The organism is Streptomyces sp. NPDC036764, from assembly GCF_055609385.1.
Genome location: NZ_JBVJPT010000014.1, coordinates 36,482 through 52,007 on the forward strand (window position 1 = coordinate 36,482; position 15,526 = coordinate 52,007).

Annotated in this window: 15 protein-coding genes and 1 pseudogene; 11 read left to right on the forward strand and 5 right to left on the reverse strand. The window is 70.5% G+C overall.

Translation table 11 applies throughout. The annotated features are described in order from the left end of the window. Together ACZ69Q_RS35855 and ACZ69Q_RS35860 are read right to left on the reverse strand one after the other, a co-directional pair. Positions 1-357 carry a DUF1844 domain-containing protein gene (locus ACZ69Q_RS35855; RefSeq protein WP_471050377.1) on the reverse strand — a complete coding sequence of 119 codons (357 nt, stop codon included), beginning with the start codon at positions 355-357 and terminating at the stop codon, positions 1-3. Positions 358-360: 3 nt separating this feature from the next. Then, positions 361-1,128 (reverse strand): 4'-phosphopantetheinyl transferase family protein, encoded by a 768-nt coding sequence (locus tag ACZ69Q_RS35860; protein ID WP_471050380.1) that lies wholly within the window; start codon positions 1,126-1,128, stop codon positions 361-363. Positions 1,129-1,449: 321 nt separating this feature from the next. On the opposite strand from ACZ69Q_RS35860, the pseudogene infC reads away from it, so the two are divergent. From infC to ACZ69Q_RS35910, 10 genes and pseudogenes are all read left to right on the forward strand, one after another. Further along, positions 1,450-2,131 (forward strand): annotated as a pseudogene (gene infC, locus ACZ69Q_RS35865) (translation initiation factor IF-3). Between the two features lie 111 nt (positions 2,132-2,242). Beyond that, the gene (rpmI, locus tag ACZ69Q_RS35870; protein ID WP_003977225.1) at positions 2,243-2,437 is read left to right on the forward strand and encodes a 50S ribosomal protein L35; all 195 of its coding nucleotides are present in this window, start codon (positions 2,243-2,245) and stop codon (positions 2,435-2,437) included. A 101-nt stretch (positions 2,438-2,538) separates the two neighbouring features. After that, positions 2,539-2,922 (forward strand): 50S ribosomal protein L20, encoded by a 384-nt coding sequence (gene rplT / locus ACZ69Q_RS35875; protein ID WP_006141703.1) that lies wholly within the window; start codon positions 2,539-2,541, stop codon positions 2,920-2,922. Between the two features lie 100 nt (positions 2,923-3,022). Then, positions 3,023-3,871, forward strand: a complete 849-nt coding sequence (locus ACZ69Q_RS35880) for a TrmH family RNA methyltransferase (protein ID WP_471050382.1) — start codon at positions 3,023-3,025, stop codon at positions 3,869-3,871. Between the two features lie 53 nt (positions 3,872-3,924). Further along, entirely contained in the window at positions 3,925-5,061 is a 1,137-nt protein-coding gene (locus ACZ69Q_RS35885; protein ID WP_471050384.1) for a sensor histidine kinase, read from the forward strand. A 134-nt stretch (positions 5,062-5,195) separates the two neighbouring features. Then, positions 5,196-6,317, forward strand: coding sequence for a phenylalanine--tRNA ligase subunit alpha (pheS, locus tag ACZ69Q_RS35890; RefSeq protein WP_471050387.1), 1,122 nt, complete (start codon positions 5,196-5,198; stop codon positions 6,315-6,317). Then, positions 6,317-8,830, forward strand: a complete 2,514-nt coding sequence (gene pheT, locus ACZ69Q_RS35895; RefSeq protein WP_471050389.1) for a phenylalanine--tRNA ligase subunit beta — start codon at positions 6,317-6,319, stop codon at positions 8,828-8,830. Before pheS ends, pheT begins: the two co-directional genes overlap by 1 nt. Before the next feature lie 249 nt (positions 8,831-9,079). Beyond that, a complete protein-coding gene (locus ACZ69Q_RS35900) occupies positions 9,080-10,153 on the forward strand; it encodes a PP2C family protein-serine/threonine phosphatase (RefSeq protein ID WP_471050392.1) in 1,074 nt (357 codons plus the stop codon). A gap of 275 nt (positions 10,154-10,428) precedes the next feature. Further along, positions 10,429-11,769 (forward strand): transcriptional regulator, encoded by a 1,341-nt coding sequence (locus tag ACZ69Q_RS35905; RefSeq protein WP_471050394.1) that lies wholly within the window; start codon positions 10,429-10,431, stop codon positions 11,767-11,769. Between the two features lie 85 nt (positions 11,770-11,854). After that, on the forward strand, positions 11,855-12,400 hold the full coding sequence (locus ACZ69Q_RS35910; RefSeq protein WP_471050396.1) for an NUDIX hydrolase: 546 nt from the start codon (positions 11,855-11,857) through the stop codon (positions 12,398-12,400). Positions 12,401-12,433: 33 nt separating this feature from the next. Here ACZ69Q_RS35910 and ACZ69Q_RS35915 read toward each other — a convergent pair whose 3' ends face one another. Both ACZ69Q_RS35915 and ACZ69Q_RS35920 read right to left on the reverse strand, forming a co-directional pair. Then, a complete protein-coding gene (locus ACZ69Q_RS35915; protein WP_471050397.1) occupies positions 12,434-12,691 on the reverse strand; it encodes a hypothetical protein in 258 nt (85 codons plus the stop codon). 193 nt (positions 12,692-12,884) lie between these two features. Then, positions 12,885-13,757 (reverse strand): 3-hydroxybutyryl-CoA dehydrogenase, encoded by an 873-nt coding sequence (locus tag ACZ69Q_RS35920; RefSeq protein WP_125524822.1) that lies wholly within the window; start codon positions 13,755-13,757, stop codon positions 12,885-12,887. A gap of 198 nt (positions 13,758-13,955) precedes the next feature. Here ACZ69Q_RS35920 and ACZ69Q_RS35925 point away from each other — a divergent pair, with 198 nt between their 5' ends. Then, positions 13,956-15,218, forward strand: a complete 1,263-nt coding sequence (locus ACZ69Q_RS35925) for a glycoside hydrolase family 10-like protein (protein ID WP_471050401.1) — start codon at positions 13,956-13,958, stop codon at positions 15,216-15,218. A gap of 49 nt (positions 15,219-15,267) precedes the next feature. Here ACZ69Q_RS35925 and ACZ69Q_RS35930 read toward each other — a convergent pair whose 3' ends face one another. Further along, a complete protein-coding gene (locus tag ACZ69Q_RS35930) occupies positions 15,268-15,465 on the reverse strand; it encodes a DUF1918 domain-containing protein (RefSeq protein WP_471050403.1) in 198 nt (65 codons plus the stop codon). Positions 15,466-15,526 lie beyond the last annotated feature (61 nt).

A 15,526-nucleotide genomic window follows, 5' to 3' on the forward strand; every position in this document is an offset into this window, starting at 1 on the left:
CTAGCCGTAGACCGGGCCCGTGTACTTCTCGCCGGGCCCCTGACCGGGCTCGTCCGGGACGATCGACGCCTCGCGGAAGGCGAGCTGGAGCGACTTCAGGCCGTCGCGCAGCGGCGCCGCGTGGAACGAGCTGATCTCGGTCGTGCTCGCGTCCAGCAGCCCGGCGAGGGCGTGCACCAGCTTGCGGGCCTCGTCGAGGTCCTTGAACTTGTCGCCCTCCTCGGTCAGACCGAGCTTCACGGCGGCGGCGCTCATCAGATTCACGGCGACCGTCACGATCACCTCGACCGCCGGGACCTCGGCGATGTCTCGGGTCATGGCGTCGAAGTCGGACGGCGGCGGCGTACTGTCGGTCATCGCTCACATCTCTTTCAGGGCGCGGAACCCCTTCAGCGTAGTCTCACCGGTCGCCTGGAGATCCGCCGCTCCGGTCCGAGCCGGGGAGAGGGTCCTGACGCGTACTTCGCCTTCCCCTGCCGCGGACGAGGCGGGGCGGCCGACGGCCATGGTCGTGCCCGGCAGGGACGGCGGGTTCTCCACCGCCCACAGTCGTGCCGGGCCCGGTGCCGGGTCCCGCACGGTGCCCCGGTCGGCCCCGGGCGCGGTGTCCCAGCGGCGCAGATCGACGCTCATCCCCACCCCCACGGCCTTCAGCACCGCCTCCTTGCGGGTCCAGCAGCGGTAGAAGCCGAGCAGCCGCTCCCGCGGCTCGGCGAACCCGTCCAGCCAGGCGACCTCCGCCGGAGCGAGCGCGGTGCGGCCAAGGCCCGGCAGGTCGACCGGCCGGTGCGTCTCGACGTCCACCCCGACGGCGGTCGTGCTCACCGCCAGGGCGCCGTAGCCCTGCGAACGGCTCATGCTGATCCACAGGGACGTCTCGGGCCACACCACCCGCGGCGGCCCGTGCCCGGGATCCCCGCAACCGGGGCAGGGGTGGTTGCCCAGCACGATGTCGCCGCCCGGCACCCCCAGCAGCTCCCCGAGGACCGTCCGAACCGCCACCCGGGCCGCCGTGAAGTGGGCCCCCACAGGCTCCCGCAGCGCCGCGGCCCGCCGTCGCTCCTCCTCGCCGAGTACGTCACGATGGGGGACGTCCTCGGCGGACCAGAGCCAGATCGACGTGGCCATACGGCCGACCCTAACCGCGCGGTGAGCGGTCCTTGCAAAATTTGGTACGATGGTTCTCGACCGGTCGGTCATGCGTACCGACCCACAAGTGGAGGCTCCGAACTCCCACCTGATCGTCCCCCGGGACGGCGGGTCACCCCGGTCAGGCGGCGCCCATCGTTCCGTACGGACGATGGAGCCGCCCGAATTGCGCCCCGCGATCATCGCGGCGGTGCTCCGGTAGTGCTTGGAGCCCCGCCTGTGATCGTCCGGGGCATTTTTTGTGCTTCGGCGCGGTTAGGTCTACGAAAAGAGACATACGCGGCTGTCCGCCAGACCGCCGTGTGGTGCTAACCGAGGAGGATCCATCAGCGCCGAGCCCCGCATCAACGACCGGATTCGCGTTCCCGAGGTGCGACTTGTCGGTCCCAGTGGCGAGCAGGTGGGCATTGTCCCGCTGGCCAAGGCACTGGAGCTTGCGCAGGAGTACGACCTGGACCTGGTCGAGGTCGCGGCGAACGCCCGTCCGCCCGTGTGCAAGCTCATGGACTACGGGAAGTTCAAGTACGAGTCGGCCATGAAGGCCCGTGAGGCGCGCAAGAACCAGGCGCACACGGTCATCAAGGAGATGAAGCTCCGGCCGAAGATCGACCCGCACGACTATGACACCAAGAAGGGTCACGTCGTCCGGTTCCTCAAGCAGGGCGACAAGGTCAAGATCACGATCATGTTCCGTGGTCGCGAGCAGTCCCGGCCCGAGCTGGGCTACCGACTGCTGCAGCGTCTCGCGGAGGACGTCCAGGACCTCGGCTTCGTGGAGTCGAACCCGAAGCAGGACGGCCGCAACATGATCATGGTTCTCGGTCCGCACAAGAAGAAGACCGAGGCGATGGCCGAGGCCCGCCAGGCGCAGGAAGCCCGCAAGGCAGAAGCGAAGGCCAACCCCGGCAAGTCGCAGAACGCCGCGGAGTCCGAGAGCGCCGTGGAGACCGAGGCACCCGCCGAGGCTTCCGCCGAGGCGTGATCCCGGGGGACGCGAGTCCCCAGGACGTAACCGATACAACAGCGACGTTCCAACCGTGCCCGGTTTCACGACCGGGCACCGGAACGCCACCGACGAGGAGAGAACGGCGCTATGCCGAAGAACAAGTCGCACAGCGGTGCCAGCAAGCGCTTCAAGATCACCGGCTCCGGCAAGGTGCTCCGTGAGCGCGCCGGCAAGCGCCACCTGCTCGAGCACAAGTCGTCCCGCGTGACGCGCCGCCTGACCGGCAACGCCGAGATGGCCCCGGGCGACGCCGCGAAGATCAAGAAGCTTCTCGGCAAGTGACATCGGGGCGCGGAACCACTTCGCGCCTGATCTCTGACCGGGACCCAATCGATACCGGGTCGTGTGAGTCCAACCGCGGCCCCGCTACAAGGAGTTAAAAAGTGGCACGCGTCAAGCGGGCAGTGAACGCCCACAAGAAGCGCCGGGCGATCCTCGAGCAGGCCTCCGGCTACCGCGGTCAGCGTTCGCGCCTGTACCGCAAGGCCAAGGAGCAGGTCACCCACTCGCTGGTCTACAACTACAACGACCGCAAGAAGCGCAAGGGTGACTTCCGCCAGCTCTGGATCCAGCGCATCAACGCCGCTGCCCGCGCCAACGGCATCACGTACAACCGCTTCATCCAGGGTCTGAAGGCCGCGAACGTCGAGGTCGACCGCAAGATCCTCGCCGAGCTGGCCGTCAACGACGCGAACGCGTTCGCCGCGCTCGTCGAGGTCGCCCAGAAGGCGCTGCCGAGCGACGTCAACGCCCCGAAGGCGGCGTGACACTGCGCTTGGCCTAGGCCGACGTGACTGAGGGACCCGCAGGCCGAGGAGGTCTGCGGGTCCTGTTGTTCGTGAATCCCGCAACTCCAAGGTGAAGCCCATGCCCCCCGTCAGCCCCGAGCTGATCTCCCCCCGTTCCCCTCGCGTCTCCGCCGCCCGGCGGCTCGCCAAGCGGAACTTCCGGGGCAAGGAGCGGCTGTTTCTCGCCGAGGGGCCGCAGGCCGTGCGGGAGGCGGCGGCGTACGGGTCCACGCTCGTGGAGCTGTTCACGACCGTCGAGGCCGCGGAGCGCTACGCCGACATCCTCGGCGAGGCCCGGGCCGCCGGCGCGCGGGTGCACCTCGCCGACGAGCAGGTGATCGCCGAGATCTCCACCACCGTCACGCCCCAGGGGCTCGTCGGGATCTGCCGGTTCATCGACACCCCCTTCGAGGAGATCCTCGCCGCCCGGCCCAGGCTCGTCGCCGTGCTCGCGCATGTGCGCGACCCCGGGAACGCCGGGACCGTGCTGCGGTGCGCAGACGCCGCCGGCGCCGAGGCCGTCGTCCTCACCGATGCCTCCGTCGACCTCTACAACCCCAAGGCCGTGCGGGCCTCCGTCGGCTCCCTGTTCCACCTTCCGGTCGCCGTGGGGGTGCCCGTCGAGCGGGCCGTCGCCGGACTCCAGGAAGCCGGGGTGCGGATCCTCGCCGCCGACGGGGCCGGGGACCGCGACCTCGACGACGAGCTCGACAAGGGGAGCATGGGCGGGCCGACCGCCTGGGTGTTCGGGAACGAGGCATGGGGGCTCCCGGAGGAGACCCGCGCGCTGGCCGACGCCGTCGTGCGCGTCCCGATCCACGGGAAGGCCGAGAGTCTGAACCTCGCCACCGCCGCCGCCGTATGTCTCTATGCGTCGGCCCGTGCACAGCGCGCCTCCGGAGGGTGCCGCAGCGTCACCGAGAGCTAGTAGGGTGACCAGCTCGGGGGCCCCTCAGCCGTCGTGAGAGGTGGGGTACGGGGATGAGTGTCGGCACGAGCAGCGCACCGGGAGCACAACGGGTGCCGCGGCCGTCCGCGTCCCGGAGCGGTGACCCCGCCGAGCTCGGCTTCGATCCCGACGACCTGCCCGACGGCCTCGTCGTCGCCGACGAGCACGGGCACGTCATCTGCTTCAACGCCGCCGCCGAGCGCATGACCTCCGTGCGTGCCGCCGACGCCCTCGGGCAGCGCCTGGAGAAGGCCCTGCCGTTAGAGGATCTGGAGGGGCGCCGCTGGTGGCAGCTCACCGATCCCTACGGCGGACTGGCCATCAGGCGCCGGCAGCCCGAGCGCAACCTCCTGCTGCCCGGCGGGCGCGAGGTGCTGGTCTCCGCGCGCTATGTCCGTACCGAGCCGACCGGGCCCGTGCACCGCGTCGTCGTCTCGCTGCGCGACACCGAGGCCCGCCGCCGCACCGAGCGCAGTCACGCCGAGCTGATCGCGACCGTCGCCCACGAGCTGCGCTCCCCGCTGACCTCGGTCAAGGGCTTCACCGCCACGCTCCTCGCCAAGTGGGAACGCTTCACCGACGACCAGAAGCGCCTGATGCTGGAGACCGTCGACGCCGACGCCGACCGCGTCACCCGGCTCATCGCCGAGCTGCTCGACATCTCGCGCATCGACAGCGGGCGCCTCGAAGTGCGCCGCCAGCCCGTCGACATAGGCGCGGCCGTGGGGCGGCACATCCAGGCGTACGTCGCCGCCGGCCAGGTGGCCGACCGGTTCCTGCTGCGCATCGAGCAGCCGCTGCCCGCCCTGTGGGCCGACCCGGACAAGATCGACCAGGTGCTCAGCAACCTCATCGAAAATGCGGTGCGGCACGGAGACGGAACGGTCACCATTGACATCACGGCCACCACGTCCCCCCGAGAGGGCGAGGACGTCGGCACGTCGGTCACCGTGAGCGACGAGGGGCCCGGCATCCCGGAGGAGTCCATGAACCGCGTCTTCACCCGCTTCTGGCGGGGCAGCAAGCGCGGCGGCACCGGCCTCGGGCTCTACATCGTCAAGGGCATCGTCGAGGCCCACGGCGGCACCATCACGGTCGGCCGTGCCCCCGGCGGCGGAGCACAGTTCCGATTTACGTTGCCCGTGGCGGCCCCGGCCTTCATGGCCTGAGGCACCACGGGCGCATTCGCATACCCCAACCCCGTTAGACTCGGCCATTGGCACCTTTGCGTCCAAAACCAGAGACGAAGCGTCTCCAGGTCGAGACGGGGCATTCAGCCAGCCAATCGGAAGCACGGGAAGAGATGTCGGCACCGAATAAGTCGTACGACCCTGTAGAGGTCGAGGCCTTGAAACCGGAAGAGATCGAGCGCATGCGGGACGAGGCGCTCGCCGCCTTCGTCGCCGCGGACTCCCTCGACGCGCTCCAGGAGGCCAAGGTCGCCCACACCGGCGGCACCTCCCCGCTGTCCCTCGCCAACCGCGAGATCGGCGCACTGCCCCCGCACGCCAAGGCCGAGGCCGGCAAGCGGGTCGGGCAGGCCCGCGGCGCGGTGAACAAGGCACTCGGCGCCCGCCAGGCCGAGCTGGAGGCCGAGCGCGACCAGCGCGTACTGGTCGAGGAGGCGGTGGACGTCACACTGCCCCACGACCGCGTACCGGCCGGCGCCCGCCACCCGCTCACCACGCTCTCGGAGCGCATCGAGGACATCTTCGTGGCCATGGGCTACGAGGTCGCCGAGGGCCCGCAGGTCGAGGCGGAGTGGTTCAACTTCGACGCGCTCAACATCGGCCCGGACCACCCGGCGCGCGGCGAGGCGGACACCTTCTTCGTGCAGGGCCCGGAGGGCGGCACCGAGTCCGGTGTCGTGCTGCGCACCCACACCTCGCCCGTGCAGATCCGCTCGCTGCTCGACCGGGAGCTGCCGGTCTACGTGATCTGCCCCGGCCGCGTGTACCGCACCGACGAGCTGGACGCCACCCACACCCCGGTCTTCCACCAGGTCGAGCTGCTCGCCGTCGACGAGGGCCTCACCATGTCGGACCTCAAGGGCACCCTGGACCACATGGTCCAGTCCCTGTTCGGCGAGGGCATGAAGACCCGGCTGCGGCCGAACTTCTTCCCCTTCACCGAGCCGAGCGCCGAGATGGACATGCTCTGCTACGTGTGCAAGGGCGAGTCCGTGGGCAATCCCGACCGGCCCTGCCGTACCTGCTCCTCCGAGGGCTGGATCGAGCTCGGCGGCTGCGGCATGGTCAACCCGCGGGTCCTCACCGCCTGCGGTGTCGACCCGGAGAAGTACAGCGGCTTCGCCTTCGGGTTCGGCATCGAGCGGATGCTGATGTTCCGCCACAACGTCGAAGACATGCGAGACATGGTCGAGGGTGACGTCCGGTTCACCCGGCCGTTCGGGATGGAGATCTGATGCGGGTCCCGCTTTCTTGGCTGCGGGAGTACGTCGACCTGCCGGCGACTCAGACCGGGCGCGACGTCCAGGCCAAGCTCATTTCCGCCGGTCTGGAGGTCGAGACCGTCGAGCAGCTCGGCGACGGACTCAAGGGCCCACTCGTCGTCGGCCAGGTGCTGACCATCGAGGAGCTGACGGAGTTCAAGAAGCCGATCCGCTTCTGCACCGTCGACGTCGGCCAGGCCAACGGCACCGGCCAGCCCCAGGAACTCATCTGCGGCGCCCGCAACTTCCAGGTCGGCGACAAGGTCGTCGTGGTCCTCCCGGGCGCCGTGCTGCCCGGCGGCTTCGCGATCAGCGCCCGCAAGACCTACGGCCGGACGTCCCACGGCATGATCTGCTCCACCAGCGAGCTGGGCATGGGCGACGACGGCACCCACGGCATCATCGTGCTGCCGCCGGAGACCGAGGTCGGCAAGGACGCCATCGAGCTCCTGGAGCTGGTCGACGAGGTCCTGGACATCGCCGTCACCGCCAACCGCGGCGACTGCCTGTCCATCCGCGGCGTCGCCCGCGAGACCGCCATCGCCTACGGCCTCCCGCTGCGCGACCCGGCGCTGCTCGACGTGCCCGGCCCGAACGCCTTCGGCTACCCGGTGCAGGTCTCGGACCCGATCGGCTGCGACCGCTTCACCGCCCGTACGGTGACCGGCCTCAGCCCCGAGGCGCGCTCGCCGATCTGGCTCCAGCGCCGCCTGCAGAAGGTCGGCATGCGCCCGATCTCGCTCGCCGTCGACGTCACCAACTACGTGATGATGGAGCTCGGCCAGCCGCTGCACGCCTACGACCGGGCCCTGGTGCAGGGCACGATCGGGGTGCGCCGGGCCGAGGAGGGCGAGAAGCTCGTCACCCTCGACGGCACCGAGCGCAAGCTGCACTCCGAGGACCTCGTCATCACCGACGAGCGCGGGCCGATCGGCCTCGCCGGCGTCATGGGCGGCGCCAACACGGAGATCGCCGACCACGACGACACGGAGAACGCCTCCACCGACGTCGTCATCGAGGCCGCCCACTTCGACCAGGTCTCCATCGCGCGCACGGCCCGCCGCCACAAGCTGTCCTCGGAGGCGTCCCGCCGCTTCGAGCGCGGCGTCGACCCGGCGGCGGCCGCCGCGGCCGCCCAGCGGACGGTGGACCTCCTGGTGCTGCTGGCGGGCGGTACCGCCGAGGCCGGCGTCACCGAGGTCGTCACGCCCTCCGGACCGCACACCATCACCACCCCGGCCGACCACCCGGACAAGGTCGCCGGAGTCGAGTACGGCCGCGAGACCGTCGTACGGCGACTCCAGCAGATCGGCTGCGACGTCTACGGGCAGGACGAACTGATCGTCACCGTGCCGTCGTGGCGGCCCGACCTCCTGGAGCCGAACGACCTGGCCGAAGAGGTCATCCGCCTGGAGGGCTACGAGAACCTGCCCTCCACGCTGCCCAAGCCGCCGTCCGGCCGTGGCCTGACCCACCGTCAGCGCCTGCATCGCCGGGTCGGCCGCGCGCTGGCCGGGGCCGGCTACGTCGAGGCGCCGAACTACCCCTTCGTCAGCGAGCAGGTCTTCGACCAGCTCGGCCTGGCCGCCGACGACCCGGCCCGCCGCGTCGTGAAGCTGGTCAACCCGCTCAACGACGAGGAGCCCGCGCTGCGCACGTCGCTGCTGCCGGGCCTGCTCGGCGCACTGCGGCGCAACGACGGGCGGGGCTCGCACGACCTGGCGCTGTTCGAGACCGGGCTGGTCTTCCTCCCGAACGAGAAGCAGGGCACCGCGGGTCATCTCTCGGTCGACCGCCGTCCGACCGACGAGGAGCTCGCCGCGCTCGACGCCGTGCTGCCCGAGCAGCCGCGGCACGTGGCCGCCGTCCTCGCCGGCGCGCGTGAGCAGGCCGGCTGGTGGGGTTCCGGACGTCCGGCCGACTGGGCCGACGCCATCGAGGCGGCCCGGCTCGTGGCCCGCGAGGCCGGTGCCGAGCTGATCGTGCGCGGCGGCCAGTACGGGCCGTGGCACCCCGGCCGGTGCGCCGAGCTCGCCGTGGTCGTGGACGGCACGGAGACGGTCGTCGGTCACGCGGGCGAGCTGCACCCCCGGGTGCTCAAGGCCCTCGGTCTGCCGGCGCGCACCTGCGCGATGGAGCTGGACCTGGACGCCCTGGAGCAGGTCGGCGACGGCACGCCCCAGGCGCCGAGCATCTCCACGTTCCCGGTGGCCACGCAGGACGTAGCCCTCGTCGTGGATAAGCCGGTGCCGGCCGCCGAGGTGGAGGCCGCGCTGCGTGAGGGCGCGGGTGAACTCCTCGAGGCGATCCGGCTGTTCGACGTGTACGTCAACGACGAGCAGCTCGGTGACGGCAAGAAGTCCCTCGCGTATGCGTTGCGCTTCCGCGCGGGGGACCGGACGCTGACCGTCGATGAGGCTTCGGCTGCTCGGGATGCTGCGGTGGCCCTTGCGGGCGAGCGGACCGGGGCGGTTCTGAGGGGCTAGTTCGCCCAAGGGGCGGGGGATTGCTGTTGATCGGCGGCTGCGGGTTCGTCGTGGCGGGTCGCGAAGTTCCCCGCGCCCCTTGTGGGGGCAAGCCCCCACACCCCCATCGGGGCCGTTGTGGTCACCTCACTCGATGGGGTGACTTCTCGGGGTGATCTGGTACTTCCGGACTATCTCCCGACAGAATCGGACCGGCCTTTCGAGGCCGGTCCGTTCTGCTTTGTCGGGGCCTATTGGGGGACCATCGGCATGTTCCGCTTCACGGCTCGGGTCCCCCGCAAGGTGGTCGCGTTCGGGCTGCCCATCGCCTGGGGCGCGATGGCGGTCACCTACAAGCTGGCCTGCCCGCTCGCCCGGCAGGACGGCCTCGGTGCCCGGATCGTGACCAGTGCCGTCTTCTTCGCCGTGGGGACCGGGCTGATCCTGCACGTCCGGCGCGCCCTGGTGCGTGAGCTCCGGCAGGTGCGCGAGGTCGCAGGAGCCGCGCAGAGCGTGCTGCTGCGGCCGCTTCCGCCGCGCATCGACGGGCTGAACGTCGCCGCCGCCCAGCTCTCCGCGGATCGCGGTGCCCGGGTCGGCGGCGACCTGTACGAGGTCATCGCCACCGAGCACGGCGTACGGGCGGTCATGGGCGACGTGCGTGGCCACGGCATCGCCGCCATCGGTACGGTCGCCGCCGTCCTCGGCAGCTTCCGGGAGGCCGTCCATGACGAACCCGACCTGGGCCGGGTGCTGCACCGGCTGGACCGGGCCCTGGCCCGCCATCTGCGCGAGCGGTCACGCGACGAACACCCCGCTTCCGGCCTGGAGCCCGACACCCCGGTCGCCGAGGAGTTCGTCACCCTCCTGCTCCTCGAGATCGGCCGGGACGGCGAGATGACCGCTCTCAACTGCGGTCACCCTTGCCCGTATCTGCTGAACGGCACAGGAGTCGAGACTCTCGCCCACGCCGATCCACTACCGCCCCTGGGGCCGTTCCCCCTCCCGGCCGAACTGACCCCCTCGCACTGCGGCTCCCTGCTCCCCGGCGACTCCCTGGTCCTCTACACGGACGGCGTCGAGGATGCGAGGGACGCACGAGGCCGGTTCTTTTCGCTACAGGCGGCGCTCGTCGAGGTCGTACGCGACCACCCGATCACCCCGCAGTCGATCCTGCGCACCCTCTTCACGGCCCTCCTCCGTCACACCAGGGGAAGGCCCACGGACGACATAGCGCTGCTGGTCCTGCGGAACGATCGAACAAGGTTCCCCTGCGATTCCGTAGGGGCGCGGGGAACCGCGCGACCAGCCACAGGCAACCCGCGGCCGACCAATCACCTTTAGTGCAACGGCGATCAGTCGGCGGTCAAGCCGGCGGCGGCCGTCCGCCCCGCCACGGAGTGTCGGGCAGGTAGCTGGGCGGACGGCGCGGATGCGGGCCGCCGCACTGTACGAGGGGGAGCCGGCGGCCCGGCCGGCCTCTTGCGAGGCATTTCAGTCAACCGGCAGGAAACTCTGCGCAACAGCGCGCGCACGCTACGGATTCGCGTACTCCGTTCACACCCCGTGTGAACCGGTTCGCACTAGTCTGACGACACCGAGCCACCCGGGGGGCATACATGCAGCCCAACACTCTGCTCGACGCGATCCTGGACGAGGCCGGGATCTCGCACGCGGGGCTGGCAGCACACGTGAACCAGGCGGGGCGGGCGCGTGGGCTCGCGCTGAGATACGAACACACCGCCGTCGCGCGGTGGTTGAAGGGGCAGCGGCCGCGCGGTCAGGTGCCCGACCTGATCTGCGAGGTGCTGGCCGGCCGACTGCACCGTACCGTCACACTCGACGACATCGGTCTCGGCGTCCCCGGTGAGCCCAACTCCGCGCACACCACGTCGCTGTCGGGCTTCGTCGAGCGGGCCACCGCCCTGTGGCGCTCCGACGAGCAGCAGCGGCCGCACATACTGGGCGCCCCCGCGGTCACCGGCACACCCGCCGTGATGCCGGTGTGGGAGTGGGAGAACCCGCCCGAGGACGTCGACGTCTCGCGCGGGGGACGGCACCGGGTCACCTCCGCCGACATCGACATGCTGCGGGCCGCCCGCACCCACTACGAGCAGATGTACCGCAAGGCGGGCGGCATGGCGACCCGCACCCGGATCGTCGGCTTCCTCAACGCCGAGGCCGCCCCGCTGCTGCGTGGCAGCTACACCGACGCCACCGGGCGCCAACTGCACCGGGCCACGGGCGGGCTGGTGGCCATCGCGGGGATCTGCGCCTACGACTCCGACGCGCACGGGCTGGCCCAGCGCTACTTCCATCAGGCGCTCAGGCTCGCCAAGGCCAGCGGGGACCGGGGACTCGGCGCGTACGTCATCGCACTGCTGGTCAACCAGGCGCTGTTCATGCGGGAGTTCCGGCAGGCCGTCGCCTTCGCGGAGGCCGCGCTGCGGGCCGCCGGCAAGCACATCACCCCGGCGCTCGCCTCCGATCTGTACGCGATGCAGGCGAAGGCGTACGCCCACCTCGGCGACGGCACGAGCGCCCTGTCCTGCATCCGGCGTGCCGAGCAGGCCGCCGAACGCATCCACCGCGGATACGAACCCGACGAAACGGGCTATGTCCAGCCCGGCCTCGTCAACGTCCAGGTGGCGGAGGCGCTGCTCAGTCTCGGGGAGCTCGTGGCCGCGGGGGAGCACGCCGTGGCCGCCGTCGACAACCCCGCGCACGACCGGGGCCGGGTGCACCGGCTGGCCATGCTCAGCACGATCGAGCTGCGCCAGGGCAACGCCGACAAGGCGGTGGCCACCGCGGTGCAGATGGCCGAGCAGGCGCGGGGAATGGAGTCCCAGCGCCTGCGCGACAGACTCCGCGCGGTACGCGAACACCTGGTGCGCAGCGGCGGCGCGGGTACCGCCGAGGCCGCCGAACTCATCGACGGAGCACTTCGCGTACCGCTGTAGGCCGGTGCACGCGGGTACTCGAACACCGACACCTCATAGTCCCTGCTGCGATATTGCCACTTACTCGACGGAAGGTGGCAGAACCGTGCAGTGGACGAAACGGAACGAACAAACTGTGTACGAAAACCGCTGGTTCACCGTCAATCTGGCAGACGTGGAGCTGCCCGACGGCCGGCACCTGGACCACTTCCTGATACGGCTGCGGCCGGTCGCGGTGGCCACGGTGGTCAATGAGGCCAATGAAGTCCTCCTCCTGTGGCGCCACCGTTTCATCACCGACAGTTGGGGGTGGGAACTCGCGGCGGGCGTCGTCGAGGACGGCGAGGACATCGCCCGCGCGGCCGCCAGGGAACTCGAGGAGGAGACCGGCTGGCGGCCGGGACCCCTGCACCACCTCATGAGCGTGGAGCCCTCCAACGGGCTCACCGACGCCCGGCACCACATCTACTGGGCCGACGAGGGCGAGTACGTCGGGCATCCCGTGGACGACTTCGAGTCGGACCGCCGGGAATGGGTCCCGCTCAAGCTCGTCCCCGACATGGTCGCCCGTGGGGAGGTCCCGGCCGCCAACATGGCGGCCGCGTTACTGCTGCTGCACCATCTCAGGCTCGGACAGGACGTCCTGCCCTGATACGACGTCCCCGCGGGGGCGCCCGATCGCGGGCTAGTGCCCCACGGCCTGCCAGATCGCCACGACGAGAGCACCCACGGCGGTGAGGGCGGCGACCGCGGGCAGCGGCCAGCGCGCGTGTTCCAGTGTGTGGATCCGGGTGTTCAGGTCGTCGAGTTCCTTGGCGGTCTCCTCGGTGCGGTGCGTGAGCAGAGTCAGCCCGCCCTCCACGCGGGCGTAGGCGACGTCGAGGCGGCGTCGTAACTCTGCGAGTTCTCCAGATACGACTGGATGCTCGGGATCGGTGGTCACGTGTCCGCTCCTTTCCGTAGTCATCTCGAATCCCTGGCATGCGCAGGGAAAGTGAACTCGCCTGGTGGACGCATGGGGAGAGTGTGCGAGCGGCATATGCGAGCCCGGCGCGCACACGGTGTGTGAATGGCGTGGGCCCGGCACCTGTTCGGTGCCGGGCCCGTGCGAATGGCCGGAATCTGACCGACTGTAATCAGCCGTAGGTGTAGAAGCCGGAGCCGGTCTTACGGCCCAGCCGGCCCGCGTCCACCATGCGCTGGAGCAGCGGGGGAGCGGCGTAGAGCGGCTCCTTGAACTCGTCGTACATGCTGTCCGCCACCGAGGCGACCGTGTCCAGACCGATGAGGTCGGACAGCTTCAGCGGGCCCATCGGGTGGGCGCAGCCGAGCTCCATGCCGTTGTCGATGTCCTCGCGGCTGGCGATGCCCGACTCGAACATCCGGATCGCGGAGAGCAGGTACGGGATCAGCAGCGCGTTCACCACGAAGCCCGAGCGGTCCTGGGCGCGGATGGCGTGCTTGCCCAGCAGCTTCTCGGCGAAGGACTGGGCGCGGGCGATCGTGCCCTCGGAGGTCGTGAGCGCCGGGATCAGCTCGACGAGCTTCTGCACCGGGGCAGGGTTGAAGAAGTGGACGCCGATGACCTGGTCCGGGCGCGAGGTGGCGACCGCGAGCTTCACCAGCGGGATCGAGGAGGTGTTGGAGGCGAGGATCGCGTCGGGCCGGGTCACGACCTGGTCGAGCACCTGGAAGATCTCGGTCTTGACCTGCTCGTTCTCCACGACGGCCTCGATCACGAGATCGCGGTCGGCGAACTCGCCGAGGTCGGTGGTGAAGGACAGCCGCGCCTGCGTCTCGTCCCGCTCCGCCTCGCTGATCTTGCCGCGCTCGGCGGCCTTGTCCAGGGAGTTGAACAGCCGGGTGCGGCCGATCTCCAGGGCCTCGCCGGTGGTCTCGGCGACCTTCACGTCCAGCCCGGCGCGGGCGCACACCTCGGCGATGCCCGCTCCCATCTGGCCGCAGCCCACCACACCGACGCGTGCAATATCTCCGGAGATGCCGGTCACATCGACCCCTTCGCTGATCCACGACTGCGGCAGGTCCGCCGTTGTTCGGCGCCTGCTCCAAACCTGCACGTTACCTTCGGCGAAGCTTGATCGATCGTTCGGGTGCCGCATGAAAGGCTGACGCCGGGTCAGGTCCGGAAGGCGCGGATCTGTCCCGGGGTGAGGCCATTGACCACGGCACACGGAGGTAGGAAGAAGATGCTGCACCGGAAGTCAGGGCTGTCACGGCGGGCGTTCACGGTGACCGCGCTGTCGGCGCTCGTGGGGGCAGGCGGCGCGATGGCGGCCGGTTCCGCCATGGCGGACGGAGCGAACCGTGACCGGCGGTGGAGGACCCGCGAGATGCGCGGCGTCTGGCTGGCGACCGTCGCCAACCGGGACTGGCCCTCCAAGCAGGGGCTCAGCGCCGACGAACAGCGCGACGAACTGATCGCCCACCTCGACACGGCCGTACGCTGCCGGCTGAACACGGTGATCCTTCAGGTGCGACCCACCGCCGACGCCCTGTGGCCCTCGCCGCACGAGCCGTGGACCCAGGTCCTGACCGGCACGCAGGGCCAGGACCCCGGCTGGGACCCGCTGGGCACGGCGGTGGCGGAGGCCCACGCCCGCGGTCTCCAGCTCCACGCCTGGTGCAACCCGTACCGCATCGCCAACCACACCGACCTCGACCGGCTGACCGAGACCCACCCCGCCCGCCGGAACCCGCACTGGGTGGTGTCGTACGGCGGCAAGCTCTACTACAACCCGGGGCTGCCCGAGGTCCGCGGCTTCGTGCAGCAGGCGATGCTCGACGCGGTGGCGCGCTACCCCGTGGACGCGGTCCACTTCGACGACTACTTCTACCCCTACCCGGTGGCCGGGCAGAACTTCGACGACGACGAGGCCTACGACACCTACGGCGGCGGCTTCGCGGTCCGGGCCGACTGGCGACGCGACAACATCGACAAGCTCATCCTGGAGATGGCGGCCGGCATCAGGGAGATCAGGCCCACCACACAGTTCGGGATCAGCCCGTTCGGCGTGTGGCGCAACGCCGCCAGCGACCCGCTGGGCTCCGACACCCGGGGCGGTGTCGAGACCTACGACGACCTGTACGCGGACACCCGAAAGTGGGTCCGCGAGGGCTGGATCGACTACATCTGCCCGCAGCTCTACTGGAACATCGGCTTCGGCGCCGCCGACTACGCCAAGCTCCTGCCGTGGTGGGCGGAGGTCGCGCGGGGCAGCAGGACGCGGCTCTACGTCGGCGAGGCGCTCTACAAGGCCGGGGACGCGGCGCAGCCCGCCGCCTGGCAGGACCCGGCCGAGCTGTCGCGGCACCTCACGTTCGCCAAGGACCACCCGGAGACATGCGGACACGTCTACTTCGCCGCGAAGGACCTGGCGGCGGACCGGATCGGGGCCATGGCGCGGGTGGTCGCCGACCACTATGAGCAGCCGGCGATTGCCCCGCGCTGATCCGCCCGCCCGGACTGCGGCCGGCCGGCCGGCCGAGCCGCCGCACGGGCTACCTCGTCGTCGTGTTCCTGTGACGGATCTCGGTGTCGGGGCCGGGGGAGCACAGACCCTCGTGCCCGTCCTCGAAACGGACGCGGTACGGGGGGTTGCCCTCCTGACCCAGGATTTCGACGATCTCGCCGACCTTGTCGTGTTGCCCGACCACCCTGCCGTGCTGGACAAGCTGGTCGCCCACGGTTGCACGCATCTCTTGGGCCTCCTCACCAGGTGCGGGAGCAGCGGTCCGTGGCCTTGAGTCTACGGCGTGG

Excerpts from the sequence above, each read along its gene's own strand:
- ACZ69Q_RS35855 (WP_471050377.1), bottom strand. The coding sequence starts at position 357 with ATGACCGACAGTACGCCGCCGCCGTCCGACTTCGACGCCATGACCCGA.
- ACZ69Q_RS35860 (WP_471050380.1), bottom strand. The coding sequence starts at position 1,128 with ATGGCCACGTCGATCTGGCTCTGGTCCGCCGAGGACGTCCCCCATCGT.
- rpmI (WP_003977225.1), top strand. The coding sequence starts at position 2,243 with ATGCCGAAGAACAAGTCGCACAGCGGTGCCAGCAAGCGCTTCAAGATC.
- ACZ69Q_RS35880 (WP_471050382.1), top strand. The coding sequence starts at position 3,023 with ATGCCCCCCGTCAGCCCCGAGCTGATCTCCCCCCGTTCCCCTCGCGTC.
- ACZ69Q_RS35885 (WP_471050384.1), top strand. The coding sequence starts at position 3,925 with ATGAGTGTCGGCACGAGCAGCGCACCGGGAGCACAACGGGTGCCGCGG.
- pheS (WP_471050387.1), top strand. The coding sequence starts at position 5,196 with ATGTCGGCACCGAATAAGTCGTACGACCCTGTAGAGGTCGAGGCCTTG.
- pheT (WP_471050389.1), top strand. The coding sequence starts at position 6,317 with ATGCGGGTCCCGCTTTCTTGGCTGCGGGAGTACGTCGACCTGCCGGCG.
- ACZ69Q_RS35900 (WP_471050392.1), top strand. The coding sequence starts at position 9,080 with ATGTTCCGCTTCACGGCTCGGGTCCCCCGCAAGGTGGTCGCGTTCGGG.
- ACZ69Q_RS35905 (WP_471050394.1), top strand. The coding sequence starts at position 10,429 with ATGCAGCCCAACACTCTGCTCGACGCGATCCTGGACGAGGCCGGGATC.
- ACZ69Q_RS35925 (WP_471050401.1), top strand. The coding sequence starts at position 13,956 with ATGCTGCACCGGAAGTCAGGGCTGTCACGGCGGGCGTTCACGGTGACC.
- ACZ69Q_RS35930 (WP_471050403.1), bottom strand. The coding sequence starts at position 15,465 with ATGCGTGCAACCGTGGGCGACCAGCTTGTCCAGCACGGCAGGGTGGTC.